This is a genomic window from Telmatospirillum sp. J64-1 (assembly GCF_006980715.1).
Taxonomy (GTDB): Bacteria; Pseudomonadota; Alphaproteobacteria; order Rhodospirillales; family Magnetospirillaceae; genus Oleiliquidispirillum; species Oleiliquidispirillum nitrogeniifigens.
This window is the reverse complement of sequence record NZ_SBHN01000008.1, coordinates 1-22523: the sequence shown is the minus strand read 5'-3', so window position 1 is coordinate 22523 and position 22523 is coordinate 1. Positions and strand designations below refer to the sequence as shown.

23 protein-coding genes, 1 tRNA gene and 2 rRNA genes are annotated in these 22523 nt (G+C 65.9%); 14 read left to right on the top strand and 12 right to left on the bottom strand.

The window, feature by feature from the left end:
- Nucleotides 1-79: 79 nt before the first annotated feature.
- A complete protein-coding gene (locus tag EPD66_RS09270) occupies nucleotides 80-2455 on the top strand; it encodes an MFS transporter (protein WP_142848221.1) in 2376 nt (791 codons plus the stop codon).
- A gap of 25 nt (nucleotides 2456-2480) precedes the next feature.
- On the opposite strand, the gene EPD66_RS09265 is transcribed toward EPD66_RS09270, so the two are convergent.
- Genes EPD66_RS09265 through EPD66_RS09255 form a run of 3 tightly spaced genes read right to left on the bottom strand, consistent with a single transcriptional unit; the run spans nucleotide 2481 to nucleotide 6250 of the window.
- Complete coding sequence (locus tag EPD66_RS09265; RefSeq protein ID WP_142848220.1) at nucleotides 2481-3542, bottom strand: ABC transporter ATP-binding protein; 1062 nt, start codon at nucleotides 3540-3542, stop codon at nucleotides 2481-2483.
- Nucleotides 3530-5266, bottom strand: coding sequence for an iron ABC transporter permease (locus EPD66_RS09260; RefSeq protein ID WP_221930940.1), 1737 nt, complete (start codon nucleotides 5264-5266; stop codon nucleotides 3530-3532). The genes EPD66_RS09265 and EPD66_RS09260 overlap by 13 nt, the downstream gene beginning before the upstream one ends.
- Nucleotides 5267-5269: 3 nt before the next feature.
- A complete protein-coding gene (locus EPD66_RS09255) occupies nucleotides 5270-6250 on the bottom strand; it encodes an ABC transporter substrate-binding protein (protein ID WP_142848219.1) in 981 nt (326 codons plus the stop codon).
- A 206-nt stretch (nucleotides 6251-6456) separates the two neighbouring features.
- On the opposite strand from EPD66_RS09255, the gene EPD66_RS09250 reads away from it, so the two are divergent.
- The 3 genes from EPD66_RS09250 to phnN all read left to right on the top strand — a co-directional run bounded on the left by EPD66_RS09250 (nucleotide 6457) and on the right by phnN (nucleotide 8823).
- The gene (locus EPD66_RS09250) at nucleotides 6457-7539 is read left to right on the top strand and encodes an MBL fold metallo-hydrolase (RefSeq protein WP_142848218.1); all 1083 of its coding nucleotides are present in this window, start codon (nucleotides 6457-6459) and stop codon (nucleotides 7537-7539) included.
- Nucleotides 7536-8075, top strand: coding sequence for a histidine phosphatase family protein (locus tag EPD66_RS09245; protein ID WP_142848217.1), 540 nt, complete (start codon nucleotides 7536-7538; stop codon nucleotides 8073-8075). The genes EPD66_RS09250 and EPD66_RS09245 overlap by 4 nt, the downstream gene beginning before the upstream one ends.
- Before the next feature lie 163 nt (nucleotides 8076-8238).
- Nucleotides 8239-8823, top strand: coding sequence for a phosphonate metabolism protein/1,5-bisphosphokinase (PRPP-forming) PhnN (gene phnN / locus EPD66_RS09240; RefSeq protein ID WP_142848216.1), 585 nt, complete (start codon nucleotides 8239-8241; stop codon nucleotides 8821-8823).
- On the opposite strand, the gene EPD66_RS09235 is transcribed toward phnN, so the two are convergent.
- The 5 genes from EPD66_RS09235 to phnF all read right to left on the bottom strand — a co-directional run bounded on the left by EPD66_RS09235 (nucleotide 8723) and on the right by phnF (nucleotide 13451).
- Complete coding sequence (locus tag EPD66_RS09235) at nucleotides 8723-9946, bottom strand: alpha-D-ribose 1-methylphosphonate 5-triphosphate diphosphatase (RefSeq protein ID WP_142848215.1); 1224 nt, start codon at nucleotides 9944-9946, stop codon at nucleotides 8723-8725. The genes phnN and EPD66_RS09235 overlap by 101 nt on opposite strands.
- A gap of 78 nt (nucleotides 9947-10024) precedes the next feature.
- Nucleotides 10025-10816: a phosphonate ABC transporter, permease protein PhnE gene (phnE, locus tag EPD66_RS09230; protein ID WP_221930939.1), complete on the bottom strand. Its 792-nt coding sequence runs from the start codon at nucleotides 10814-10816 to the stop codon at nucleotides 10025-10027.
- Nucleotides 10817-10820: 4 nt separating this feature from the next.
- Nucleotides 10821-11663: a phosphonate ABC transporter ATP-binding protein gene (locus tag EPD66_RS09225; RefSeq protein ID WP_142848213.1), complete on the bottom strand. Its 843-nt coding sequence runs from the start codon at nucleotides 11661-11663 to the stop codon at nucleotides 10821-10823.
- Between the two features lie 20 nt (nucleotides 11664-11683).
- Entirely contained in the window at nucleotides 11684-12559 is an 876-nt protein-coding gene (locus EPD66_RS09220; protein ID WP_142848212.1) for a phosphate/phosphite/phosphonate ABC transporter substrate-binding protein, read from the bottom strand.
- Between the two features lie 166 nt (nucleotides 12560-12725).
- Complete coding sequence (gene phnF, locus EPD66_RS09215) at nucleotides 12726-13451, bottom strand: phosphonate metabolism transcriptional regulator PhnF (protein ID WP_142848211.1); 726 nt, start codon at nucleotides 13449-13451, stop codon at nucleotides 12726-12728.
- Between the two features lie 105 nt (nucleotides 13452-13556).
- Here phnF and phnG point away from each other — a divergent pair, with 105 nt between their 5' ends.
- The 8 genes from phnG to EPD66_RS09175 are packed head-to-tail and all read left to right on the top strand — an operon-like array spanning nucleotide 13557 to nucleotide 19896.
- Nucleotides 13557-14018 (top strand): phosphonate C-P lyase system protein PhnG, encoded by a 462-nt coding sequence (gene phnG / locus EPD66_RS09210; RefSeq protein WP_142848210.1) that lies wholly within the window; start codon nucleotides 13557-13559, stop codon nucleotides 14016-14018.
- 1 nt (nucleotide 14019) lies between these two features.
- On the top strand, nucleotides 14020-14607 hold the full coding sequence (gene phnH, locus EPD66_RS09205) for a phosphonate C-P lyase system protein PhnH (protein ID WP_142848209.1): 588 nt from the start codon (nucleotides 14020-14022) through the stop codon (nucleotides 14605-14607).
- A 2-nt stretch (nucleotides 14608-14609) separates the two neighbouring features.
- Nucleotides 14610-15716: a carbon-phosphorus lyase complex subunit PhnI gene (locus EPD66_RS09200; protein WP_142848208.1), complete on the top strand. Its 1107-nt coding sequence runs from the start codon at nucleotides 14610-14612 to the stop codon at nucleotides 15714-15716.
- Complete coding sequence (locus EPD66_RS09195) at nucleotides 15713-16576, top strand: alpha-D-ribose 1-methylphosphonate 5-phosphate C-P-lyase PhnJ (protein ID WP_142848207.1); 864 nt, start codon at nucleotides 15713-15715, stop codon at nucleotides 16574-16576. Before EPD66_RS09200 ends, EPD66_RS09195 begins: the two co-directional genes overlap by 4 nt.
- Entirely contained in the window at nucleotides 16576-17361 is a 786-nt protein-coding gene (gene phnK / locus EPD66_RS09190) for a phosphonate C-P lyase system protein PhnK (protein ID WP_142848206.1), read from the top strand. The genes EPD66_RS09195 and phnK overlap by 1 nt, the downstream gene beginning before the upstream one ends.
- Before the next feature lie 2 nt (nucleotides 17362-17363).
- Nucleotides 17364-18062 carry a phosphonate C-P lyase system protein PhnL gene (gene phnL / locus EPD66_RS09185; protein WP_221930938.1) on the top strand — a complete coding sequence of 233 codons (699 nt, stop codon included), beginning with the start codon at nucleotides 17364-17366 and terminating at the stop codon, nucleotides 18060-18062.
- The gene (locus EPD66_RS09180) at nucleotides 18059-19201 is read left to right on the top strand and encodes an alpha-D-ribose 1-methylphosphonate 5-triphosphate diphosphatase (protein ID WP_142848205.1); all 1143 of its coding nucleotides are present in this window, start codon (nucleotides 18059-18061) and stop codon (nucleotides 19199-19201) included. The genes phnL and EPD66_RS09180 overlap by 4 nt, the downstream gene beginning before the upstream one ends.
- Entirely contained in the window at nucleotides 19201-19896 is a 696-nt protein-coding gene (locus tag EPD66_RS09175; RefSeq protein WP_142848204.1) for a DUF1045 domain-containing protein, read from the top strand. The genes EPD66_RS09180 and EPD66_RS09175 overlap by 1 nt, the downstream gene beginning before the upstream one ends.
- A gap of 30 nt (nucleotides 19897-19926) precedes the next feature.
- Here the strand turns inward: EPD66_RS09175 and EPD66_RS09170 are convergent, their stop codons facing one another.
- Nucleotides 19927-20367: a DUF4383 domain-containing protein gene (locus EPD66_RS09170; RefSeq protein WP_142848203.1), complete on the bottom strand. Its 441-nt coding sequence runs from the start codon at nucleotides 20365-20367 to the stop codon at nucleotides 19927-19929.
- 304 nt (nucleotides 20368-20671) lie between these two features.
- On the opposite strand from EPD66_RS09170, the gene EPD66_RS09165 reads away from it, so the two are divergent.
- Complete coding sequence (locus EPD66_RS09165) at nucleotides 20672-21403, top strand: Crp/Fnr family transcriptional regulator (RefSeq protein ID WP_142848202.1); 732 nt, start codon at nucleotides 20672-20674, stop codon at nucleotides 21401-21403.
- A gap of 121 nt (nucleotides 21404-21524) precedes the next feature.
- A complete protein-coding gene (locus tag EPD66_RS09160; RefSeq protein WP_142848201.1) occupies nucleotides 21525-22016 on the top strand; it encodes a DUF2231 domain-containing protein in 492 nt (163 codons plus the stop codon).
- 78 nt (nucleotides 22017-22094) lie between these two features.
- Here the strand turns inward: EPD66_RS09160 and EPD66_RS09155 are convergent.
- From EPD66_RS09155 to EPD66_RS09145, 3 genes are all read right to left on the bottom strand, one after another.
- A tRNA-Met gene (locus EPD66_RS09155) sits at nucleotides 22095-22171 on the bottom strand.
- Nucleotides 22172-22237: 66 nt separating this feature from the next.
- Nucleotides 22238-22352: ribosomal RNA gene (gene rrf, locus EPD66_RS09150) — 5S ribosomal RNA — on the bottom strand.
- A 93-nt stretch (nucleotides 22353-22445) separates the two neighbouring features.
- Nucleotides 22446-22523 (bottom strand): 23S ribosomal RNA (locus tag EPD66_RS09145); the annotation flags it as partial.

Below are 22523 nucleotides of genomic sequence, written 5' to 3'. Positions count from 1 at the left end.
AGCACGAATCCTGACTGCCGTTCTTTCCCCTGCCGAAGCCTCCAGTCCCCGCAGCGGTCGCTATCACGGTCTCGCCCGAATGTTCTTCGGCTGCGTGGCCGTGCTGCTGCTGGTCCTCGCGCTCAATGGCGGCCTGACCCTGGGCGCCTTGCGCAACGTCCATCAGGATACCCTGTCGGCCTCGGCCCGCGTGGTGGGCAACGACTGGGCCCTGCGGATCCAGGGCGCCATCCGCTTCGGCAAGCCCATCGAGCAATTCTACGGGCTGGACCAGACGCTGCAGGAGATCAAGACGGACCTCACGGCCGCCTCGATGGTCGCGGTGACCGATGCGCGGGGCGAGGTACTGAACTTCGTCGGTGACACCCCCAGGGACATGGACCTGAAGCGGGCCGTCCAGGAAAGCCGCGACAAACCGCCGGGGCAGACCGTCACCCTCGGCGACGACCATTACCAGGTCTTCCCCATCCTGCACCGCAACGGGGAATGGGCCGGCACGCTGGCCCTGATCATCCCCAATGCCACGGTGACGCGGGCCGTGGAGCAGCATGTCCAGGACAATATCCTGCTTCTGCTGCTGGTCGCCGCCGCCGGTTCGGCCGGATTGCTGGCCGGGTTGCTGATCCTCAATCCCACCCGGCGCGACCGCCCGGTCTCGCGCCTGCGGCTCTATGCCATGCCGATCCTGGTGCTGATCCTGGCCCAGGGCGTCTATTCCTACGAAAGCATCCAGACCTTCCGCAGCCAGTATCTCGGCGCCACGCACGAGACGGCGCGGCTGTCCGTGCATCGCCTGGAAAGAGACCTGGAACGCCTGTTCGAGAAAGGCGTGAAGATCGAGCGTCTGGTCGGCATCGAGGCGCCGTTCCTCAGGGTCATGCAGCAGACGGCCGAGATCGGCTTCATGGAAATCGCCCGGCCCGACGGCCAGGCCCTTTACCGTGTGCATCGGGACGAGCGGCTGGAAAAGGATGCCGCCCCCTATCCCATGTCCCAGGAATACGACTTCGCCGCGCCGCTGGAGGATGCCGAGGGCAATGTGCTCGGCCTGCTGCGCGCGCATCTGTCGGAAGAGGCCATTGCGGCGGGGGTGCGCCAGCGCCTGCTGGATTCGGGGACCGTGGCGCTGGTCTCGGCGCTGTTCGTCGGCGAGCTGTTCCTGCTGCTGACGGTCCTGTTGCAGCGTCAGGTCGCGTCCGCCGCGCCCACCGCCGCCAATGACCGCCGCCATGTCCTGGCACGGCCCGGCGCCTTCCTGCTGCTTTTCGCCTGGGCCTTGCCGCTCTCCTTCATCCCGCTGCGCATGCGCGAGCTTCACATGCCCTCTCTCGGCCTGCCCGAGCATGTGATCCTGGCCCTGCCGCTTTCGGCGGAAATGCTGTGCGCCCTGGTCATGGCGCTGGTCGCCGGTGCCATGTCGGACAAGCGCGGCTGGCATCTGCCCTTCCTGCTGGGCGTGGGCATCAGCATCCTGGGGGCGGCCATGTCGGCCTTGGCCCATGACGGCCTGTCCTTCATCCTGGCCCGGGCGCTGGTCGGCACCGGCTATGGCCTGGCCTGGATGGGCATCCAGGGCTTCATCTTCGCCTGGGCGACGCCCCAGACACGGGCGCGCGGCCTGTCGCATCTGGTCGCCGGGATCTTCGCCGGGCATATCTGCGGCGGCGCGGTCGGCGCCATGCTGGCGCAGCAGATCGGCTATGGCTTCGTGTTCTGGACCAGCGCCGTCCTGACCGCCCTGCCCGCCCTCTTCGCCCTGACCTTCATGCGCCCCTATCTCGGCAAGCCCGCCGAGGGCGGATTGAGCGAAGCGGAAATGCGCCAGCGCCGCTTCGACTTCAAGAGCATGGCGCGGCTGCTGCGGGACCGCAATTTCCTGTGGCTGATGCTGGGCAGCGTGGTGCCCTTCTCGGTCGCCCAGGTCGGCCTGCTCTACTACACCCTGCCCCTGTTCCTGGCGGACCAGGGCGTCAATCAGGCCAGCATCGGCCGGATCATGATGATCTACGGCCTGTCGGTGATCTATCTGGGCCCGCTGCTCGCCCGCTATGTGGACCTTTCCACCGGCAAGCGGATGTTCATCGTCCTGGGCGGGCTGATCGGCTCGACCGGCATGATCTATCTATTCTTCGATCACAGCCTGCTGGCCATCACCCTGTCGGTCTTCATGCTCGGCCTCGCCAGCGCCCTGTCCGGTTCCGCCCAATCGGCCTTTGCGCTGGAACTGCCGGTGGTCAAGGAAATGGGCTCGGGCAAGGCCATGGGGGTGCAGCGCGCCGCCGACAAGCTGGGTCAGATGCTGGGGCCGCTGGTGATCGGAGCCATGTTCGCCACCATCGGCACCAGTTCCGGCCTAGCCGCCACCGGCCTCTATTACATGCTGGCGACGCTGGCATTCCTGCTGCTGACCCGCAGCGCCCTGACCGGCGTCAAGATGCCGCGGCAGGCGAGCTGACGACGCCCGGCGACGGGGTGCGGCCCTAACCCTGGGGCAGCACCCAGCCGGAGCCGATGGCGACCCGTACGAGATCGCCGACGGAGGGCGGGCGTCCGGCATGCTGGAGATGCAGCACGTCGTCCGGGAACATCTGCGGCGCGACCTCCAGGCTGTGCCAGGCGCCGCGATAGGTCGTGCCGATCACCCGTGCGGGCAGGCTGGTCTCGTTGCCCGTGGCAAGGCGCAGGTCTTCCGGGCGCAAGCAAATGTCGGCCATACCGCTCGGCCGGCCGGTACAGCTCAGCGTGACCTTCACGCCCAACAATTCGGCCTGGCAGTGCCGGTCGTCCACCATGCCGACGATACGGCCCCGCACCACCATGCCCGCCCCGATGAAGCGCGCCACCTCGGCATCGACGGGACGGCGGTAAAGGGCTTCAGGCGCATCGAACTGGCGCAGCCGTCCCCGCATCACCACCGCCACACGGTCCGCCAGGGCCAGGGCCTCGGCCTGATCATGGGTGACATAAACCATGGTCGCCCCGGTCTGGCGGTGGAAGGACTTGAATTCCGCCTGCATGGCCTCGCGCAGATGGACGTCCAGATTCGACAGGGGCTCGTCCAGCAGCACCAGGCGGGGCGACATGGCGAGGCAGCGGGCCAGGGCTACGCGCTGACGCTGCCCGCCCGACAGATCCGATGGCCGCCGCTCCTCCATCCCCTTCAGCCCCACCGTCTCCAGGGCCGAGGCGACGATCTTCTCGCGCTCCGCCCGCCCTATGCGCTGCACCTTCAGCGCATAGGCCACATTCTCGGCCACGCTCATATGCGGCCACAGGGCGTAGGACTGGAACACCATGCCGATCCGCCGGTCCTCGGGCGGGAGATGGATTCCCTCGCCCGAGACCACGTCGTCATCGATGCGAATACTGCCCATGTCCGGCTGCTCGAACCCCGCCAGCAGGCGCAGCAGCGTCGTCTTGCCGCAGCCCGACGGCCCCAGCAGCGCCACGAACTGGCCCGAGGCGATCTCCATGGAAACGCCGTCCACGGCACGGATCGCGCCGAAATCCTTGGAGACGTTCTCGATACTCACGCTTGCCACGGCAGGATTCCTTTCGGCAGGCGACGCGCCAGCAGGCTCAGCACGGCGGCACTGAGCAGGGTCGCCAGCACGGTCAGCACGGCCACCGCCGATGCCCCCGTCGCATTGCCCTCGTCATACATGTTGAAGACCATAACGCCGATGGTTTCATGGCCGCTGCTCCACAGCAGCACCGAAACCGTCAACTCGCTGAAGGCGCTCATGAAGATTAGGATCGCCCCGGCCGCCGCCGCCGGTGCGGCCAGGGGCAGGACGATCGTCGCCAGACGGCGCAGGCTGCGCGCCCCGGCCATGCGCGCCGCCTCTTCCAGAGCCGTGTCGATCTGCTGCATCCCCGCTAGGCTGGGGCGCAGGGCCAGGGCCAGGAAGCGCGCCAGATAGGCGGCCAGGATAATCCAGATCGTGCCGTACAGGCCGATGCCGAAGACCGGCAAGGGCCTGAGCAGCACCAGGATGAACGCGATCGACAGCACGATGCCCGGCAGGGCATAGGGTGCATCGGCGACGGAATTGAGAAAACGCGCCAGGGCGGAACGGCGGCAATGCAGGTAATAGGCGATGGGCACGGCCACGGCCATCGAGACCAGCGCGGCCCCCAGGGCAAGCAGGAAGCTGTTGCCGAAGGCGCGCTTGATGGTCGCCGAGGACAGCACCGCCTCGTAATGCCGCCATGTCCAACTGTCCAGCGTCAGGGGAACCCCCAAAGCCTGCACGATGGAGGTCGCGCCCAGCGCCACCAGCGGCAGGATCGAGATCAGCAGCAGCACGGCCCACAGCCCGGCTTCAATAGGCAGGCGCCAGCGCCGCAGGCGGAAGAAGGAACCGCTGCCGATGCCGCCGCCCATGATCACGACCTTGCGCCCGCGCATGGCCCATGCCTGGACCAGCAAACCCATGGCCGCCAGGACGGCCAGAACCAGGGCCAGCACCGCCACCTCGCCCAGAATGCTGGGGCCGAAGCCGTTGAGGCGCTGATAGATCAGCGTGGTCAGCATGGTATAGCGGCCGGGAATGCCCAGCAGCGCCGGAATGCCGAAATTGCCGATGGCCGAGACGAAGGCCAGCGCGCCGCCGGCGATCAAGGCCGGGCGCAGCAGCGGCAGGATCACGGTGAAGACGATCCGCAGGGGACGCGCGCCCGCCGCACGCGCCGCCTCGACCAAGTCGGCGGGCACGCTGCGCAGTCCCGCCAGCACAGCCAGGAAGACGATGGTCGAATGCTCGATCCCCATCAGCAGGATGATGCCTTCCCGCGAATACAGGGGATTGCGCGTCCCGGCGCCCGGCGCCAGCCCCAAGGGCGAGAGGATCGGGCTGCTCGGCCCCATCAGTTCCAGCCAGGCCAAGGCCGATATCTGGGCCGGAATCAGCATGGGCAGCAGGGCGAGGAACACCACCAGCGACTTGAAGCGCACATCGGCAACGCCGATGACGAGCGCCAGGGCAGTGCCCAGAAGCAGGGAGACCATCGTGGCGCCAAGGCTGGCCTCGATGGTCTGGAGGGTGGCGGTGCGGACGGCCCGGGAGGACAGGACCCGTTCGATCAGCGCCCAGTCGAAAGCCTGCCCCCCGGGGACAAGCGCTTCCATCAACAAGCGCCCCAAGGGCAATACGCAAAGCAGCGCCACATAAACGGCCAGGATGGCGAGCAAAAGCTGCCCGCCATCGAAAGACCGGATCGCGGCCGAACGCCGTATGGACGCCGTAAGGACGGCTACGGTCAAGGATCAGCCCCCGAAGAGGTCGGCGAACTTGCGCTTGGTTTCTTCCGTCCCCTTGAGCAGCAGGTCCGGATCGGCCGACATGATCTTCAGCCCCGCCGGATCAGGATAGCCCGCCGGCGGCTCGACGCCTTCGAGCAAGGGGAAGTATTGCTGCGCCACCGATTGGATCTGCGCTTCGCGCGACAGCTGGAAGTCGATGAAAGCCTTGGCCTCGTCGACATTCTTCGCCGTCTTCAGGATCGCCACCGGCTGGTTGATGGTGGTCACGCCTTCCTCGGGGAAGACGAAATCCACCGGCGAGCCCTGGGCCTTCTGCTCATAGGCCATGTATTCGATGATGATGCCATAGGCCTTTTCGCCACGCGCCACGGCATCGCGCACGCCGCCATTGCCACGGGTGGCGGTGGCGTCATTCTCGGCCAGGGCGTCGAAATAATCCCAGCCGAAGGCGGGATCGGCGGCCATGGTCCCGACATGGATGGCCGCGGCGCCGGAATAGAGCGGACTGGGCAGGATGACCTGGCCCTTGGCTTCCGGCTTCAGCAGGTCCTTCCACGAGGTCGGCTTGGGCAGGCCGGAAGCGGTGTTGTACATGATGCCGGTGGTGATCAGCTTGGTGCCGAAGAAGGTCTTGTCCGGATCGTACTGGCTGGGATGGTAGCCCGCGACCGGAGCGTCCTCGTAGGGCATCAGCAGGTCCTGGTTCTTCAGTTCCTGCATCGCCACCGAATCGGCGATCAGCATGACGTCAGCACGGGGTTCGCCGGCGGCGATCTCGGCCTGCAGCTTGTTCATGATCTCGGTGGTGCCGGAACGGAACAGCTCGACCTTGATGTCGGGATGCTTCTCGTTGAACAGCTTCAGCACCTCTTCCATCTGGTTCGTCGGCTGCGACGTATAGACAACCAGCGTCTTCTCGGCCTGGGCTTGGCCGGCCAGCCCCAGAGCCATGAGGCCCGCCAGAGATGCGATCAACTTGCGCATGTATCCTCTCCGCTCAATCAGGCATGGAACGAGCATGCCTATGCATTTCATGAAGATGACACTAGACGGGCACCGCACCCTCTCGCAATATTCGCCGGAAAATTTTACATTACCGCAACATTTGCCGGTCTCTAAAATTTTACATTACGGATATATTACAAATTCTTCTTGAAGACTCCTTTCTCAGAACTCCAGGAAAAAAGACCATGAAAGCAAGACTGACTTGCCTCTCCGGCATCGGCGGCAAGGGTCCGGCCTGCTTCCTCGTCGAGGCCGAAGGCTTGCGGTTGATGCTCGACCTGGGGGTCGGCCCCACCCCGGGCGAGTTTCCGCCGGTGGACGGCGTGGGGAAGGTGGATGCCCTTCTGCTGTCCCATCAGCATGGCGACCATATCGGCGCGCTGTCCCTGCGCCCCCGGATCGGATTGCCGACGATTCATGCCACGCCGCCGGTCGCCCAGGCCGCCGCCTTGGCCGAAGCCGATTATGTGCCCCTGCCGCTTCGGGGGCGTTGCGAGGTGGCGGGTATCGGCGTCTCGACCGGCCGCAGCGGCCATTCCCCGGGCGGCATCTGGCTACATCTGGCGGTCGGCGACGGCCTGCTCTATTGCGGCGACATCTCCTGCGAGTCCGCCCTCTTTCCTTTCGACCCGCCGCCGCCCGCCACCACCGTCCTGCTCGATGCCTCCTACGGTATCGACGACGTGCCGCAGAGCACCCGCGCGGCGGCGGTCCTGGCGGAACTGGCGGCCGGGCCGGTCCTTCTGCCCGTTCCGGCGGCCGGACGGGGGGCCGAGATCGCGCTGATGCTGCATGACGCCGGAGCCCCCCTGCCCCGACTCGATGCCAAAGTCCGCACCGCGATCGCCGCCCTCGCCAAGGGGGACGGCATGGTCACTCCCAGCGTCGCCGTCCGCCTCGCCCGGATCGCCGAAAACGCCCCCGAAGCCGGACCGGCCGAGGGCGTGACGCTGGCATCCGACGCCAATGCCATGGACGGCATGGCCCGCGAACTGGCCCTGGCCTGGGCCGAGGCCCCCAACGGCCCGGCCATCCTGTTCACCGGTTACATTCCCCCCGGCACCCTTGCCGATCAACTGATCCGCGAAGGCCGCGCGCGCTGGATGCGCTGGAACGTCCATCCCACTTTGTCGGACAACCGCCGCCTGGTGCGTGCGACCGGCGCGCGCCGCGTCATCCCGGCCTTCGGCCCGGCGAAATATCTCGATGACTGGAAGACGGCCTTCGCCCCCGCCGAGGTCACGCTGCAAAAGGTCGTGGAGCTATGACGACGCTGCCCCTGCCCTTCTTCTTCCTGCGCCATGGCGAGACCGACTGGAACCGGGCCGGGCTCGTCATGGGGCTGAAAGACATCCCCCTCAATGCCGAGGGCCGCACCCAGGCGGCGGCAGCGGCCAACATCCTGACGGAATACGGCATCGCCTCCATCTGGTCGAGCCCCCTGGGACGGGCACGCGAAACGGCGGAAATCGTCGCGTCCCGCCTAGGCCTGGCCGTGTCCCTCATCGGGGGCCTGGCGGAACGCAACTGGGGGATCTATGAAGGCGGTGCAGCCTCCGCCCGCAAGAACAAGGACGCCGCCCCCGAAGGTGGGGAAAGCGCGGCCGACTTCACCCGACGCAGCATCGCCGCCTTGTCGGAGGTCGGCGGCCCCGCCCCCGCCCTCGTCGTCGCCCATTCCGGAACCTTCCGGGCCTTGTGCCGTCACATGAACTGGCCCCACGGCGCGGAACCGGTCGCCAACGCACAGCCCCTCCTCGTCACCGAGGAAGGCCCGCACCCCCTCCACAATTTCGCCCTGTGAGCATCATCGCAGACAAGAACAGAATTCATCCGCCGTCTTTTCATTACAGTTTACGTAAAACTGCTGACCGGCCAGCAATGATGTTGACGCCCGACAGCCGCCCCTCTATCAAACGACAGTCATGAGGCTCGGCCATGACTGGAAATATTAAAGAGGGATGAAGATGAAGCGCGGACGTCTGTTTCTGGTTGTCGGCCCGAGCGGAGCCGGTAAGGATTCGATCCTGGAAGCCGCCCGCACGATCCTGCGCCACGACCGGCGTTTCCTCTTTCCCCGCCGGGTGATCACCCGGCCGGAAGAAGCCGGTGGCGAGAACCACATCGCCTCCAGCCTCGATACCTTCGAACAGATCCGCCGCAGCGGGGGCTTCGCCCTGTCCTGGCAGGCCCATGATTTGAGCTACGGCATTCCGGCCGCTATCCATGCGGACCTGGAGGACGGTTTCCATGTGGTGGCGAATGTCTCGCGTTCGGTGATCGAGGAGGCCCGGCGGCGTCTTGCCCCGGTCACGGTGATCGTGATCACCGCCGAGCCCGAAATCCTGGCCGAACGCTTGGCGGCGCGGGGCCGGGAAAGCGCGGAAGATATCGCGGCGCGCCTGCGCCGTGCCGGGGCCTATCTTCCCGATGGCCCCGACGTCGCCGTCATCAATAATTCAGGCTCGCTGGGGCAGGCCGTGTCCCGCTTTCTGAGCCTTCTTTCGGAAGAAGCCCAGCCTGCGGACGCAGAGGCGCCTGACCCGAGGTAAAGACGGGCTTCCCCGCCACCAGGGTCGCCACCGCCTGCGGGAAGCCCTGTCCAGCCTGGACCAGGACGAGATCGGCCCGCGCGCCAGGCTGGATGCGTCCACGATCGGCAAGACCCGCCGCCTGGGCGGGATTGGCGGATACCAGCGCCCAAGCTGCCCCCAGATCCAGCACGCCTTGCCGGACGATGGTGAAGGCGGCCTGCAGCAGCGACGGATAATAGTAATCCGAGGTCAGCACGTCGCAGGTCCCTTCGGTCACCATCTCCATGGCCGAAAGGCGACCGGCATGGCTGCCGCCGCGCAGGATATTGGGTGCGCCCATGATGATGGGATCGCCGAGATCCCGGCTGAATTCCGCCGTCTCGCGGTTGATCGGGAATTCGCAGATATGGCAGCCCAGATCGTGGTACCAGCGGCGCATGGCCGGGGTCTCGTCGTCATGCGAGGCCATCACCACGCCCTTCGCCAGGGCCTCGGCGGCCAGACGCCCCACCACCACCGGCACCTCGGCTTCGCGCGCCCGCACCCGCTGCACCAGCAGGCGGAATTCCTCGGCCGACATTCCCGCGCGCTCGGCATATTTGTTGATGCCGCCGGGACGGGCCATCTTTTCCTCGATCAGCGGCACATGATCGTTGAAGGCCAGCAACCGCACCACGCCGCTGCGCAGCCATTCGACCACCTCGTCCGCCGCGTCCAGGTTATAGGTCTCGAACCGCAGATGGACCTTGGTGTCGCAGGCGAGGCGCCCGTCCAGGGCGGTCATGGCTGCCAGGAATTCCCGCGCCGCCTCCGGCCCGCGCAGCCCCGGCTCCCAGGAATAGGTCAGGCCGTGATAGGCGGTGGTGATGCCGTTGGCGACCAGCTGGCGGTCCGTATCCAGCAGCGCCAACTCCAGGGGAAAGGTCACGCCGGGACGGGGCATGACCTGGCGCTCGAAGGCATCGCCATGCAAATCGATGATGCCGGGCAGGACCAGCAGACCGCTGGCATCCCAGGTTTCGGCCCCTTCCCGCGCCGCTTCCGGCCCGATGGCCTGGATGGCGCCGTTTTCGATCAACAGGTCGGTACGGGATAAGGAGCCGTCGGCGAGCAGCACCTCGCCGCCACGGATATGCAGCATGAAATTCATCCTTGTCAGAAAAACGGGGCGGACAGGGGAACGGGCGACGGACGGTCCATGCCATTCCCCATACCGGCCTCAAATGATCTTGGTGCGCAGCCAGGAACTGACATGCTCGACCACCAGCACCAGCAGGAAGATGGCGATGATGATGGCGGCGGCCAGGTCGTAGAGGAACAGGTCCATCGCCACCTTCAGCTCGATGCCGATGCCGCCGGCACCGACGAGGCCGAGGATGACCGAGGACCGCGTCGCCTTCTCAAGGCTGAACAGCGAGGTATTGATGAAGGAGGGCATGGCCTGGGGCACCACCGCCGAAAAGACCGTGCCGGTGCGGCTGGCGCCCAGCGCCGTCAGCGCCTCGCGCGGTCCCTTGTCGGTCTCTTCCATCGATTCGGCGAAGAAACGGCCGCAGAAGCCGATGGTGTCGAGCATGATCGCCAGCGTCCCGGCCACCGGCCCCAGCCCCACCGCGATCACGAAGAACAGCGCCCAGACCAGGTCGGGAACCGTGCGGAACAGCGAGATCAGGCTGCGCGTCGCATGCTGGATGATCGGATGCGGCGACAGGGACCGAGAGGCCAGGATCGCCAGCGGCAAGCTGATCACCACCCCCAGCGCCGTCCCCACCACCGCCATCTGGAAGGTTTCCAGCAAGGCCAGGGAGATGGGGCCCAGGCGCGAGGGATCGGGCGGGAACATCTGGCCGAGGATGCGGCCGATATTGGGCAGACCGTCCACCAGGCGCGGAATCGACACCCCGACATTGTTGAAGGACCAGACGATGAAGGCCAGGGCCAGCACATAGAACAGGAAGGTCAACGCGCTGGGGCGCTCGAACCGGTTCGGCGGGGCAGAGACAGGGGTCATGGGTCTACTCATAGATCTCGCGCAGGACGGCGATGTCCTGGGCCTTGGCCAAACCGTCCAATTCCAGCCGCCCCTGGCGCAGGCCGATCAGGCGGTCCGCATAGGAAATGGCATGGTCCAGGTGGTGGGAGGTGAAGACGAAGGTGATGCCGTCGCTGCGCATCAATTCGGCGAACATCTCCATCACCTCTTCACCGGCCGAGGGATCGAGGCTCGCCACCGGCTCATCGGCGATGACGAAGCGCGGGCGCTGCATCAGGGCGCGGGCGATAGCGACACGCTGCGACTGGCCACCCGACAGGCTGTCGACCCGCTGGCGCGCCAGATGGGCCAGCCCCACCCGGTCCAGGCAATGCATGGCCTGCTCGCGCACCGCCTTGGGGGCCAGGGCCTGATGCCAGTAGCAGGGGCCGGAATGATGGGCCTGGGCGCCGTGGATGACATTACTGAGCGCCGAAAGGCGGGAGACCAGGTTGTGGCGCTGGAACACGAAGCCGACCTGGGAGCGTACCCGGCGCAGGCGGCGGCGCGGCATGTGGTCGATGTTTTCGCCCAGCAGGGCGATCCTGCCGCTATCGGGCTCGATCAGGCGCATGCAGCAGCGCAGGAAGGTGGACTTGCCAGCGCCGTTGGAGCCGATGATCGCCACGGCCTGGCCGCGCGGCACGGCCAGGCTGATACCGTCGAGGATCGCCTTCTTGCCGTCGAAGCTCTTGCGCAGGCCCTCGACCGCCAGATCGAGGCCGACTTCGGTCTCGGGGCCGGCCTGGGCGGTGGAAGACGGAGCACCGGACGCCGCCCGGTCGGGATGACCGGGGGCGAACGGAGACGTCTCGTTATTGGTCATGGAGGCGCCTTCCCAGGGCATCAGTCCCCCACGAATTCAGAGAACTGATTGACGCCGATCACGCGGTAAGAAGTGCGCACGTCGTTGAAATCGGCATCGGTGATGCGGGTATGGAAGAAGCCGCCCTTGAACTTCTGATTGTCCTCGCCCTGCAGCAGGGAGGCGCGGATCTCGTCGCCATGGTCCAGGAAGATCTTGCGCACGGCCTGCTGCAGGTCCTGCGGCACATGGGCGCCGGCGATCAGCACGTCGCTCGGCAGATCGCCGCCACGGGCGATGACGCGGAACTGGTGATTGGGGAAGGCCTGCTCGACGCGGTCGAGATGGGTGCGGTTCATGCCGATTGCGGCGATATCGCCACGGATCATGCCCTCGACGGCGACATTGCGGCTGATATTCATCGGCGAGTAATCCTTGCCGAGGACGAGGCCCAGATCGGCCAGCACACGGGCCGGACCGAGATGCTGGGAGGTCGAGCCGACGTCACCGAAAGCCACCCGCTTGCCCTTCAGGTCCTGGGCGGTGATGTAGGGGCTGTCGGCCATCACGACGATCTGCGAGAAATAGCCGGGGCGGGACCAGCCGACCACCGGCTCGGCATTGGTGCGGGCGCGGAACACGACATATTCGGCCGGACCGGTCAGCACGAAATCGACGCTCTTGGCGTTCATCGCCTCGACCGCGGCGGTGCGGCTGTTGACGGCGAAGAAGTCGACGTCACGGCCGACCAGCTTGGCCAGGGTGTCGCGGAACGGTCCGAATTCCCGCTGCAACTCTTCCATGCCGGCGATGTCGGTCACGGCGAAGCGGATCGGGTCGGCGGCATGGGCCGTGAAGGAGGCGGTCAGCGAAAGCGCCACGGCAGCCGCAGCACTGGCAATTTTCTTGAAGAACATCGTCTTCCTCATGGCGGGGTGAATTTGTGAGGAGACGATAGCGGCGCGATGCTACAGAATGATGATATCGCCGTTACAGTTATGTTATAGAAACACAATAATTATAGACAAGAAGTACGGTTTGTCTAACCCCTCACCTCACAGATGAAGTTGTCTATTATACCTATCAAGACTCGATTACAAGCTGAACCCAGTCACTGGCGAAACGAGTCATCCCATATTCAACAATCTTTCCCTTATCATCGATGTTCACGCTCTCCGTCACCAGGATCGGACGGTTACGCGGCTGTTGCAGATGATGGGCGTCTTCGGCGGTCGGCATCCGGGCGGTGACACGGGTCCAGGCCCGCTGGTAATCCTCGACCCCCCAGCGCCGCAGCGCCTGGGTGATGGAACCGTATTCCCGCAGGACCTCGTCCAGCCCCGCGAAGCGGGCCTGGGGAAAGTAGTGGGCGCTGACATTGATGGGACGGCCGTCCGCCTCGCCCAGCCGCTCGATCAGGATCACCGGCGCCCCGCGCGCCAGCTTCAGCTCCCGCGCCACCACGGCATCGGCCTCGACCACCTCGGCCCGCAGGATCTTGCCCCCGACGCTGCGGCTCTGACGTGACAGATTCTCGCTGAAGCGAGTGCGCTTGGACACCAGATAGTCGATCACATGCTCCTGCACGAAGGAGCCGCGCCCCTGTTCGACCCGGATCAGACCCTGTTCCTCCAGCGCCCCCATCGCCCGGCGCACCGTGTGACGGTTGACGTCGAAACGCTGCGCCAGATCGTTCTCGGTCGGCAATTGCTGACCGGGTGCCAGACGGCCCTCGACGATATCGGATTCCAGCGCGCGCTGGATCTGCCGCCACAGGGCGATACCACTTCCTCGTTCAAGAGAATTCATTGGAGTCACCGAAATTTCATCATGCACGGCTTTACCAGACAAAGCAGGTGTGTCTACCATAGCGCCAAGAACATATAGACGTCTATACAAATTTTTAGGTGATCTATGCTCCCTTCCCCCTCCGACGACCAGATCGCGTCGCGGCGGCACTGGATGTCCGTCCTTGCCAAGTCTCCCGCCGCGCGTCTGGAAGAGCTTTGGCGCGATCTTGCCGAACCTCCCGCCTACCGCTTCCTGCGCCGCCCCGAAATCGGGCTGACCATGATCCGCGCCCGCGCCGGCGGCACGGGTACCGTCTTCAATCTTGGTGAGATGACCATGACACGTTGCGCCGTCGAGACGGCCACCGGCCATGTCGGCTTCGGCCATGTGGCGGGGCGGGACACGCGCCATGCCGAACTGGCGGCCCTGTTCGACGCCCTGTTGCAGGACCCCGCCCGCCACGACGAAATCTCCGCCACGGTGCTCGCGCCGCTGACGCGGGAGCAAGAGACCCGGCGCGAGCAGGCATCCCGCAAGGCGGCGGCAACCCGCGTGAACTTCTTCACCATGGCGCGGGAGGCCTAGGATGAGCGTCCCCTCCCTCGCCACCGGCTTCGACGATCCCGTCCAGGACGGCCAGCGCGTCTTCCGCGCCGTGCTGGACGCCATGAGCCGCCCGGGCCGGATCGTCCCCCTGCCCCGGCTGCCGGAAATCCCGGCCGGGCTCCACGCCTCCAGCGCCGCCGTCGCCCTGGCCCTGCTCGACCTGGAGACGCCGGTCTGGCTCGACGAAGCCGCCAGCCCGGCCGCGAAATGGCTGCGCTTCCATTGCGGCAGCCCTTTGACCGCCGCCGCCGGAGACGCCGCTTTCGCCCTGATCGCCGACGGCACGCGCCTGCCCGATCTCGACCTCTTCCCCATTGGAACGCCCGATTATCCGGAACGCGGGACCACGCTGCTGATCCAGGTCGCCGCGCTGGCGAAGGGTCGCGGCCACCGGCTGCGCGGTCCCGGCATTGAGCATGAAACCTTCCTGGACGCGGAAGGACTGGACGAGGCCCTGTGGCGCCACATGGCGCAAGGCCGCGACCGCTTCCCGCTGGGCCATGACGTGATGCTGCTGTCGCCCGATGCCCTCGCCTGCCTGCCGCGCAGCATCATCCTGGAGGATTGAGCATGTATGTCGCAATCAAGGGCGGCGAGACGGCCATCGACAACGCGCATGCCCTGCTCGCCGAAAAACGGCGCGGCAATCCCGCCGTTCCGGAACTGTCCCTGACGCAAATCTCGGAACAGATGGCCCTGGCCGTGGACCGCGTGATGACCGAAGGCTCGGTCTATGACCGCGAGCTGGCGGCCCTGGCGATCAAGCAGGCGCGCGGCGATCTCGTCGAGGCCATCTTCCTACTGCGCGCCTATCGCACCACCTTGCCGCGCCTCGCCACCAGCGAGCCGCTGGACACCGCCGCCATGGCGGTGCAGCGGCGCATCTCGGCCACCTTCAAGGACCTGCCCGGCGGGCAGGTGCTGGGGCCGACCTTCGACTACACCCATCGCCTGCTCGACTTCACCCTGGCGGCGAACGGGCAGGACGTTCCCACCCCGGAACCGGCGGACGAGCCCCTGTCCGCCGACCTGCCGCGCGTCGCCGAGCTTCTGAACCAGGAAGGGCTGATCGAGACGGCAGAAGACGGCGAGGACGGCCCGGTCGGCGACCTGACGCGCGAGCCCCTGACCTTTCCCGCCGGGCGCGACCTGCGCCTTCAGGCCCTGGCGCGGGGGGACGAAGGCTATCTGCTGGCCTTGGGCTATTCCACCCAGCGCGGCTACGGCAATTCCCATCCCTTCGCCGGGGAAATCCGCATGGGCGAGGTGACGGTCGAGATCGTGCCCGAGGAACTGGGCTTCCCGGTCGAGATCGGCACCGTCACCGTCACCGAATGCGAGATGATCAACCAGTTCAAGGGCTCGAAGACCCAGCCGCCGCAATTCACCCGCGGCTACGGCCTGGCCTTCGGCGAGGCCGAGCGCAAGGCCATGTCCATGGCCCTGGTCGATCGCGCCCTGCGCTGCCGTGAACTGGGCGAGGAAGCGACGGTCCCCGCCCAGGACGAGGAATTCGTCCTGTCCCATGCCGATTCGGTCGAGGCCCAAGGCTTCGTCCAGCATCTGAAGCTGCCCCATTACGTCGACTTCCAGTCCGAGCTGGTGCTGGTACGCGCCTTGCGCGCCGAGGCCGAAGCACGGGCGGAGCAGGAAAAGGGGAGCGAGGAGAAAGAATGAGCGCCACCCTGGAAGGCTACAATTTCGCCTATCTCGACGAGCAGACCAAGCGCATGATCCGCCGGGCCGTGCTCAAGGCCGTGGCGATCCCCGGCTATCAGGTGCCCTTCGGCAGCCGCGAGATGCCCCTGCCCTATGGCTGGGGCACCGGCGGCATCCAGGTCACCGCCAGCATCATCGGCGCCGACGATGTGCTGAAGGTCATCGACCAGGGCGCCGACGACACCACCAACGCCGTCTCGATCCGCCGCTTCTTCCGCCGCACCGCAGGCGTCGCGACGACGACCCGCACGGAAGAGGCGACGCTGATCCAGACCCGCCACCGCATTCCCGAGACGCCGCTGCGCGAAGGGCAGATCCTGGTCTACCAGGTGCCGATCCCCGAACCGCTGCGCTGGCTGGAACCGCGCGAGACCGAGACCCGCAAGATGCACGCCTTCGCCGATTACGGGATCATGCATGTCAAGCTCTACGAGGACATCGCCCGCTTCGGCCGCATCGCCACCGGCTACAATTATCCGGTGATGGTCAATGGCCGCTATATCATGAGCCCTTCGCCCATTCCCAAATTCGACAATCCGAAGATGGACCGCAATCCGGCCCTGCAGTTGTTCGGCGCCGGGCGCGAGAAGCGCATCTATGCCGTGCCCCCCTATACGCGGGTCGAGAGCCTGGATTTCGAGGACCATCCCTTCGAGATCGAACGCTGGGAAAGGGCCTGCGCCCTGTGCGGCTCGACCGAGAGCTTCCTCGACGAGGTGGTGATGGATGATCGCGGCGGGCGGATGTTCGTCTGCTCCGACACCGATTACTGCGAAAGCCACCGTCCCGACAGATCCGAACAGGAGGCGGCGGAATAATGAACGCCCAATCCCCCCAGCCCCTTCTCACCGTCCGGGGGCTCAGCCGCTATTACGGCCAGCATGTCGGCTGCCGCGACATTTCCTTCGATCTCTGGCCCGGCGAGGTGCTGGGCATCGTCGGCGAATCCGGCTCGGGTAAGACGACCCTGCTCGGCTGCCTGTCCGGCCGCCTCGACCCCAGCGAAGGGTCGGTCCTCTACCGCGACCGGGCGGGACAATCCCACGACGTCTATGCCATGCCGGAAATGATGCGCCGCCGCCTCGCCCGCAGCGAATGGGGCATCGTCCACCAGAATCCCCGCGACGGCCTGCGCATGGCGGTCAGCGCCGGGGCCAATGTGGGCGAAAGGCTGATGGCCCAGGGCGCGCGCCATTACGGCGGCATCCGCAACCAGGCCCTCGACTGGCTGGACAAGGTCGAGATCGATGCCGGGCGCATCGACGATTCGCCACGCACCTTCTCCGGCGGCATGCAGCAGCGCCTGCAGATCGCCCGCAACCTGGTCAGCATGCCGCGCCTTGTCTTCATGGACGAACCCACCGGCGGGCTGGATGTCTCGGTCCAGGCGCGCTTGCTCGACCTGCTGCGACGTCTGGTCGGCGAGATGGGACTGTCGGTGATCCTGGTGACGCACGACCTGGCGGTGGCCCGCCTGCTGGCCCATCGGCTGCTGGTCATGCGCGGCGGCGAGGTGGTCGAAAGCGGCCTGACCGACCAGGTGCTGGACGATCCGCAGCATCCATACAGCCAGCTTCTCGTTTCCTCGATCCTGCAGGTATGATCATGGACCTGATGATAAACGCCAAGGACCTGCGCAAGACCTTCATTCTGCATCCGCAAGGCGGCGTGCGCATTCCGGTTCTCGCCGATTCCTCGCTGCAGGTGGCATCCGGCGAATGCGTCACCCTGCACGGCCCCTCGGGGGCCGGCAAGTCCACCCTGCTGCGCAGCCTTTATGCCAATTACAAGCTCGACCAGGGCAGCATCCTGGTCCGCCATGGCGGCCAGATCGTGGACATGGTCACGGCCGCCCCCCGCACGGTGCTGGAGGTCCGCCGCCGCACCATGGGCTATGTCAGCCAGTTCCTGCGCGCCATTCCCCGCGTCCCGGCGCTCGACGTGGTGGCCGAACCGGCCTGCCTCGCCGGCATCGACCAAGCGGAAGCGCGCGAACGCGCCGCCGCGCTGCTGGCGCGGCTGCGCATTCCCGAACGGCTGTGGCATATCCCGCCCGCCACCTTCTCGGGCGGCGAACAGCAGCGCGTCAATGTGGCGCGGGGCTTCGTTCTCGATTACCCGATCCTGCTGCTCGACGAACCCACCGCCTCGCTGGATGCCGCCAATCGCGGCACCGTGATCGAGCTGATCAACGAGGCCAAGGCGCGCGGCGGCGCCATCGTCGGCATCTTCCACGATGCCGAGGTCCGCGATGCCGTCACCACCCGCCTGCACCTTATCCAGCCCATGGACGCCGCCGCATGAGTACCGAACAGATCCTCACCAACGCCGCCATCGTCACCCGGAATGAAGTACTGCACGGCACCGTCCATCTGCGCGACGGACGCATCCAGGACATCGACAGCGGGCGGTCCAGCCATCCGGCAGCGGTGGATTGCGACGGCGACTACCTGATCCCCGGCCTGATCGAGATCCATACCGACAATGTCGAGAAGCATTTGCTGCCCCGGCCCGGCGTGGTCTGGCCGGCCATGGCGGCGCTGCTGGCCCATGATTCGGAAGTGGCGGCAGCCGGCATCACCACCGTCTTCGATGCCCTGGCCGTCGGCGAATACACCCAGAAAAGCCGCCGCCGGGAAATGCTGAAAGTCGCCGTCGAGGCCATCCGCGAGGCGCGGCGGCAATCCCTGTTCCGGGTCGATCACCTGTTGCATATGCGCCTGGAACTAGCCGATCCCCAGGTGATCGACCTGTTCGAGCCGCATCTGGGCGAGACGCTGGTGCGCCTCGTCTCGCTGATGGACCACACGCCCGGCCAGCGCCAATGGCGGGACATCGAGCATTTCGCCCGTTTCTACAAGGGCAAGCATGGCTGGACCGATGCCCAGGTGACGGAACGCCTGGCCGAGGCCCGCGAACATCAGGCCCGCTATGCCGAACCCAACCGCCACTATCTGCTGAACGAATGCAAGGCACGCGGTTTCATCATCGCCAGCCATGACGACACCACCGCCGAACATGTCGCCGAAGCCGCCGCCGACGGCATCACCATCAGCGAGTTCCCGACCACGCGCGAGGCGGCGCAGGCGGCGCGGGATCACGGCATGGCCGTGGTGATGGGCGCCCCCAATGTGGTGCGCGGCCAGTCCCATTCCGGCAATGTCTCGGCCACGGAACTGGCAGGCGACCGGCTGGTGGACGGCCTGTCCTCGGATTACGTGCCGGCCAGCCTGCTGTTCGCCGCCTTCCATTTGCATCGCAGCCTGGACCGGCCGATCTGGGAGAGCTTGGCCATCGTCACCGCCAATCCCGCGCGCATGCTGGGGCTGGAGGATCGCGGCGAGATCGCCATCGGCAAGCGGGCCGATCTGGTGCGGGTCAAGGAAGCGACGCACGGCCCGGTGGTCCGCTCGACCTGGTGCGGCGGCGAAAGGGTGGTGTGATGGAACGCTGGGCCATCTATTACGCCCCCGCCGCCGATACTTCCCTGGATGTGCTGGGGCGGCGCTGGCTGGGGCGCTCGGCCCATGACGGGCGGAGCCAGGAACGCCCGTCCGTGCCGGGCCTGACGGCGGACAAGATCGCCGCCGTCACCGCCGAACCCGCGCGCTACGGCTTCCACGCCACGCTGAAGCCGCCCTTCGCCCTGGTGCCGAGCCGCAGGCCGGAAGAGCTGCGCCAGGCCCTGGCCGATTTCGCCGCGAAACGCAGCGCTTTCGAGGCTCCTCCCCTGCGGCTGGCGGAACTGGGGCGTTTCCTCGCCCTGATTCCTTCCGCTCCCTGTCCGGCACTGGAGGAACTGGCGGCGGAGAGCGTGCGCCATTTCGACGGCTTCCGCGCCCCGCCTTCCGCAGCGGAATTGCAACGCCGCCGCTCTCGTCCCCTGACGCCCCGGCAGGAGGCATTGCTGGAGGCCTGGGGCTATCCCTATATCATGGAGGAATTCCGCTTCCACATGACCTTGACCGGGCCGCTGCAAGAGGAAGACCGCGCCGCCTTGCGCGAGAGCCTGGACGTTCTCTGCGCCGAGGCGACGCGGCAGCCTCTGCTCATCGACGGGCTGACCCTGTTCCGCCAGCCCGCCGCGGATGCTCCGTTCGTGATCGAGACCCGTTTTCCCTTCAGGCCCCGGGACTGACCGGGGCCTCGCCTTTTCTCATCCTTCGCCTCAATACCGGTCGCCCCTGGCGGTGGTGGTGACATGCCGCCGCTCGGTATGGAAGAAACCGAAATAGAGGGCGGGCGCGGCGATCAGGGCATGCAGCCAGATATCGTGCCCATGCAGCGGCGCCAGGCCGAAGGTCGTGTGCAGCACCGGAATGAACCCAAAGATGATCAAGGCTGCATAGACGATACCGGTGATCCTGGAATAGTTCCTTGCCGCTCCGAGGCTGCGATAGCAGGCGATCCCGGCAATCCCGAAGGCCAGATGGATCAGGTTGTGTACCCAGTTCACGGGGAACAGCCCGAACAGGCGCCCATGCCCTGCCGCCAAAGCGAGGGGCGGATCCCCGGGCGCGGGCGGGGTCACCAGAGCCGGAATGAAACCGGCGATGCCGACAACAAGAAACACTATGCCGAGAATGAGTGCAAAATAACGCGTCGCCATGAAGCCTCCTCTTCGTTCATGATCAGGCATGATCAGGGGCCGTCGGCAGCAGATCGTCGCACTGTCGAACAAACGGATCACCCGGCATATGGCCGGTAACGTTCCTTTCGGCTACTCCCTCCAGTGGGAGAGGTCTCTTCCATACCAATGGGAGGAGAAGAGAAAGAGCGGGACATAATCCTTGGCAAGACGGGAAGAGAAGACCAGGCTTCCCGTTACTCCAAATTTCCATGGGAATGCGCCACCGCCTCTCAAAATAACCAAAAGGCACGCAGTCCCAGCCGAGCCCCCGGAGGGTATCCGCATGGAAAGTCGCAACTTCATCCTGAGCAGCCTGACACCTGCCGAGGAAGAATTGATCCGGCCGCACCTGGTACCGGTTTCCCTGCCGCACAAGATGACCTACTACCGGCCGCAGGAATCGATCAGGCATGTGTGGTTCATCGAGCAGGGATGCGCCTCGGTCATCAATCTCCTGCCGGATGGCGGCGCCACCGAGGTCGGCACGATCGGCAACGAAGGCCTGGTCGGTACGCCCATCCTGCTGGAAACGGACAGGATCCCGAATCTCTGCGAGATGCAGATCCCCGGACACGGCTGGCAGATGCCCGCCCAGGCGCTGGCCACAGCCCTGCACCGGAGCGAGAGTCTGCGGACCAAGCTGCTTCGATTCGCCCAGGCGCATTACAACCAGGTCGCCCAGACGGCGGCCTGCAACCGCCTCCACAGCCTCGAGGAACGCTGCGCCCGCTGGCTGCTGATGAGCCGGGACCGGGCCGGCGAGGATTTCCCGCTCACCCATGAATATCTCGCCATCATGCTCGGCGTCCGGCGGGCGGGCGTGACCGTGACGGCGAACGTTCTCCAGAGTGCCGGGCTGATCCGCCATACGCGCGGGCATATCACGATCACCGACCCGGCTGGCCTGGAAGAGGTTACCTGCGATTGCTATTGGATCGTACGCGAGGAATTCCGGCGCCTGCTTCCCCAGGGAGAAGAATATCCATCGCCACAGCAGGGCCCCTCTTCGGATTGATCATCGCCGCGCCGACGAGTTTCCTCCCTCCTTTTCGCAGGGCAAGGCTCCCGATGAAGCGGCCAGGCCGGGGAACCCGGGGGTGATCTGTCCGTTTAGCGAAAAACTGCAGGAGGACCAGATGGATCACCGCTCCCCCGTTCCCAGCAGGGCCGCCATCGCCGGCCATCCCATCCACCCCATGCTGATCCCCTTCCCCATGGCCTTCCTGGTCGGTGCCTTCTTCTGCGACCTCGGCTATTGGGGAACGGAGGATCCCTTCTGGGCCCGGGCCTCGTTCTGGCTTATTGCCAGCGGCCTCGCGACCGGCCTGCTGGCGGGATTGTTCGGAGCGGTGGACTTCGTGACCCTGTCTCGGCCCAAGCATGTGCTGCATGGCTGGGTCCATGCGGTGGGCAATATCGTCGTCCTGCTGCTTGCCGCCGTGAACCTCTATCTACGGGAGGAACAGGTGCCGACCGACGTGCTGCCCTGGGGCCTGCTCCTTTCCCTGGCGACGGTCCTGCTGCTCGGCATTACCGGCTGGATGGGCGGAGAACTCTCCTACCGCTATCAAGTCGGCGTCCTGCCCGCCGAAACCGATCAGGAGGAACGGACGAGGGAACCCGAATAGGTCGCACCCTTCCCCACATCCGCCTCCCACCGCACAACAAAAAAGCCCAGCCTTTTTGAGGCTGGGCTTTTTTGTATTTGGTTGCGGGGGCAGGATTTGAACCTGCGACCTTCAGGTTATGAGCCTGACGAGCTACCGGGCTGCTCCACCCCGCGGTGATGTGTGGGCGCTGGGGGTGCGCCGTGATCGTGATTAGGTTTTTCTTTCTGCGCGTTTAGAAGACCTGGCGGCGACCTACTCTCCCGCGTCTTGAGACGCAGTACCATCGGCGCTGAGGGTTTTCACGGTCGAGTTCGGGATGGGATCGGGTGTAGGCCCCTCGCCATGACCACCAGGTCGTCGAAACGCGCGTCTGATCCGGCCCTCGTGCGGGATTGTCTTCTGGAAAGTGCTTTTGTGTTCGTTGCGCCGGGCTTGCCGCTGCGATGATGGGTCAAGCCGGTCGAGCGATTAGTATGGCTTAGCTTCATGCGTTGCCGCACTTCCACATGCCACCTATCGACGTGG

What these genes read in the sequence shown, in the direction of transcription:
- EPD66_RS09270 (WP_142848221.1), top strand. Translation starts at nt 80, where the DNA reads ATGTTCTTCGGCTGCGTGGCCGTGCTGCTGCTGGTCCTCGCGCTCAAT.
- EPD66_RS09255 (WP_142848219.1), bottom strand. Translation starts at nt 6,250, where the DNA reads ATGCGCAAGTTGATCGCATCTCTGGCGGGCCTCATGGCTCTGGGGCTG.
- EPD66_RS09250 (WP_142848218.1), top strand. Translation starts at nt 6,457, where the DNA reads ATGAAAGCAAGACTGACTTGCCTCTCCGGCATCGGCGGCAAGGGTCCG.
- EPD66_RS09245 (WP_142848217.1), top strand. Translation starts at nt 7,536, where the DNA reads ATGACGACGCTGCCCCTGCCCTTCTTCTTCCTGCGCCATGGCGAGACC.
- phnN (WP_142848216.1), top strand. Translation starts at nt 8,239, where the DNA reads ATGAAGCGCGGACGTCTGTTTCTGGTTGTCGGCCCGAGCGGAGCCGGT.
- EPD66_RS09235 (WP_142848215.1), bottom strand. Translation starts at nt 9,946, where the DNA reads ATGCTGCATATCCGTGGCGGCGAGGTGCTGCTCGCCGACGGCTCCTTA.
- phnE (WP_221930939.1), bottom strand. Translation starts at nt 10,816, where the DNA reads ATGACCCCTGTCTCTGCCCCGCCGAACCGGTTCGAGCGCCCCAGCGCG.
- EPD66_RS09225 (WP_142848213.1), bottom strand. Translation starts at nt 11,663, where the DNA reads ATGACCAATAACGAGACGTCTCCGTTCGCCCCCGGTCATCCCGACCGG.
- EPD66_RS09220 (WP_142848212.1), bottom strand. Translation starts at nt 12,559, where the DNA reads ATGTTCTTCAAGAAAATTGCCAGTGCTGCGGCTGCCGTGGCGCTTTCG.
- phnF (WP_142848211.1), bottom strand. Translation starts at nt 13,451, where the DNA reads ATGAATTCTCTTGAACGAGGAAGTGGTATCGCCCTGTGGCGGCAGATC.
- phnG (WP_142848210.1), top strand. Translation starts at nt 13,557, where the DNA reads ATGCTCCCTTCCCCCTCCGACGACCAGATCGCGTCGCGGCGGCACTGG.
- phnH (WP_142848209.1), top strand. Translation starts at nt 14,020, where the DNA reads ATGAGCGTCCCCTCCCTCGCCACCGGCTTCGACGATCCCGTCCAGGAC.
- EPD66_RS09200 (WP_142848208.1), top strand. Translation starts at nt 14,610, where the DNA reads ATGTATGTCGCAATCAAGGGCGGCGAGACGGCCATCGACAACGCGCAT.
- EPD66_RS09195 (WP_142848207.1), top strand. Translation starts at nt 15,713, where the DNA reads ATGAGCGCCACCCTGGAAGGCTACAATTTCGCCTATCTCGACGAGCAG.
- phnK (WP_142848206.1), top strand. Translation starts at nt 16,576, where the DNA reads ATGAACGCCCAATCCCCCCAGCCCCTTCTCACCGTCCGGGGGCTCAGC.
- phnL (WP_221930938.1), top strand. Translation starts at nt 17,364, where the DNA reads ATGGACCTGATGATAAACGCCAAGGACCTGCGCAAGACCTTCATTCTG.
- EPD66_RS09180 (WP_142848205.1), top strand. Translation starts at nt 18,059, where the DNA reads ATGAGTACCGAACAGATCCTCACCAACGCCGCCATCGTCACCCGGAAT.
- EPD66_RS09175 (WP_142848204.1), top strand. Translation starts at nt 19,201, where the DNA reads ATGGAACGCTGGGCCATCTATTACGCCCCCGCCGCCGATACTTCCCTG.
- EPD66_RS09170 (WP_142848203.1), bottom strand. Translation starts at nt 20,367, where the DNA reads ATGGCGACGCGTTATTTTGCACTCATTCTCGGCATAGTGTTTCTTGTT.
- EPD66_RS09165 (WP_142848202.1), top strand. Translation starts at nt 20,672, where the DNA reads ATGGAAAGTCGCAACTTCATCCTGAGCAGCCTGACACCTGCCGAGGAA.
- EPD66_RS09160 (WP_142848201.1), top strand. Translation starts at nt 21,525, where the DNA reads ATGGATCACCGCTCCCCCGTTCCCAGCAGGGCCGCCATCGCCGGCCAT.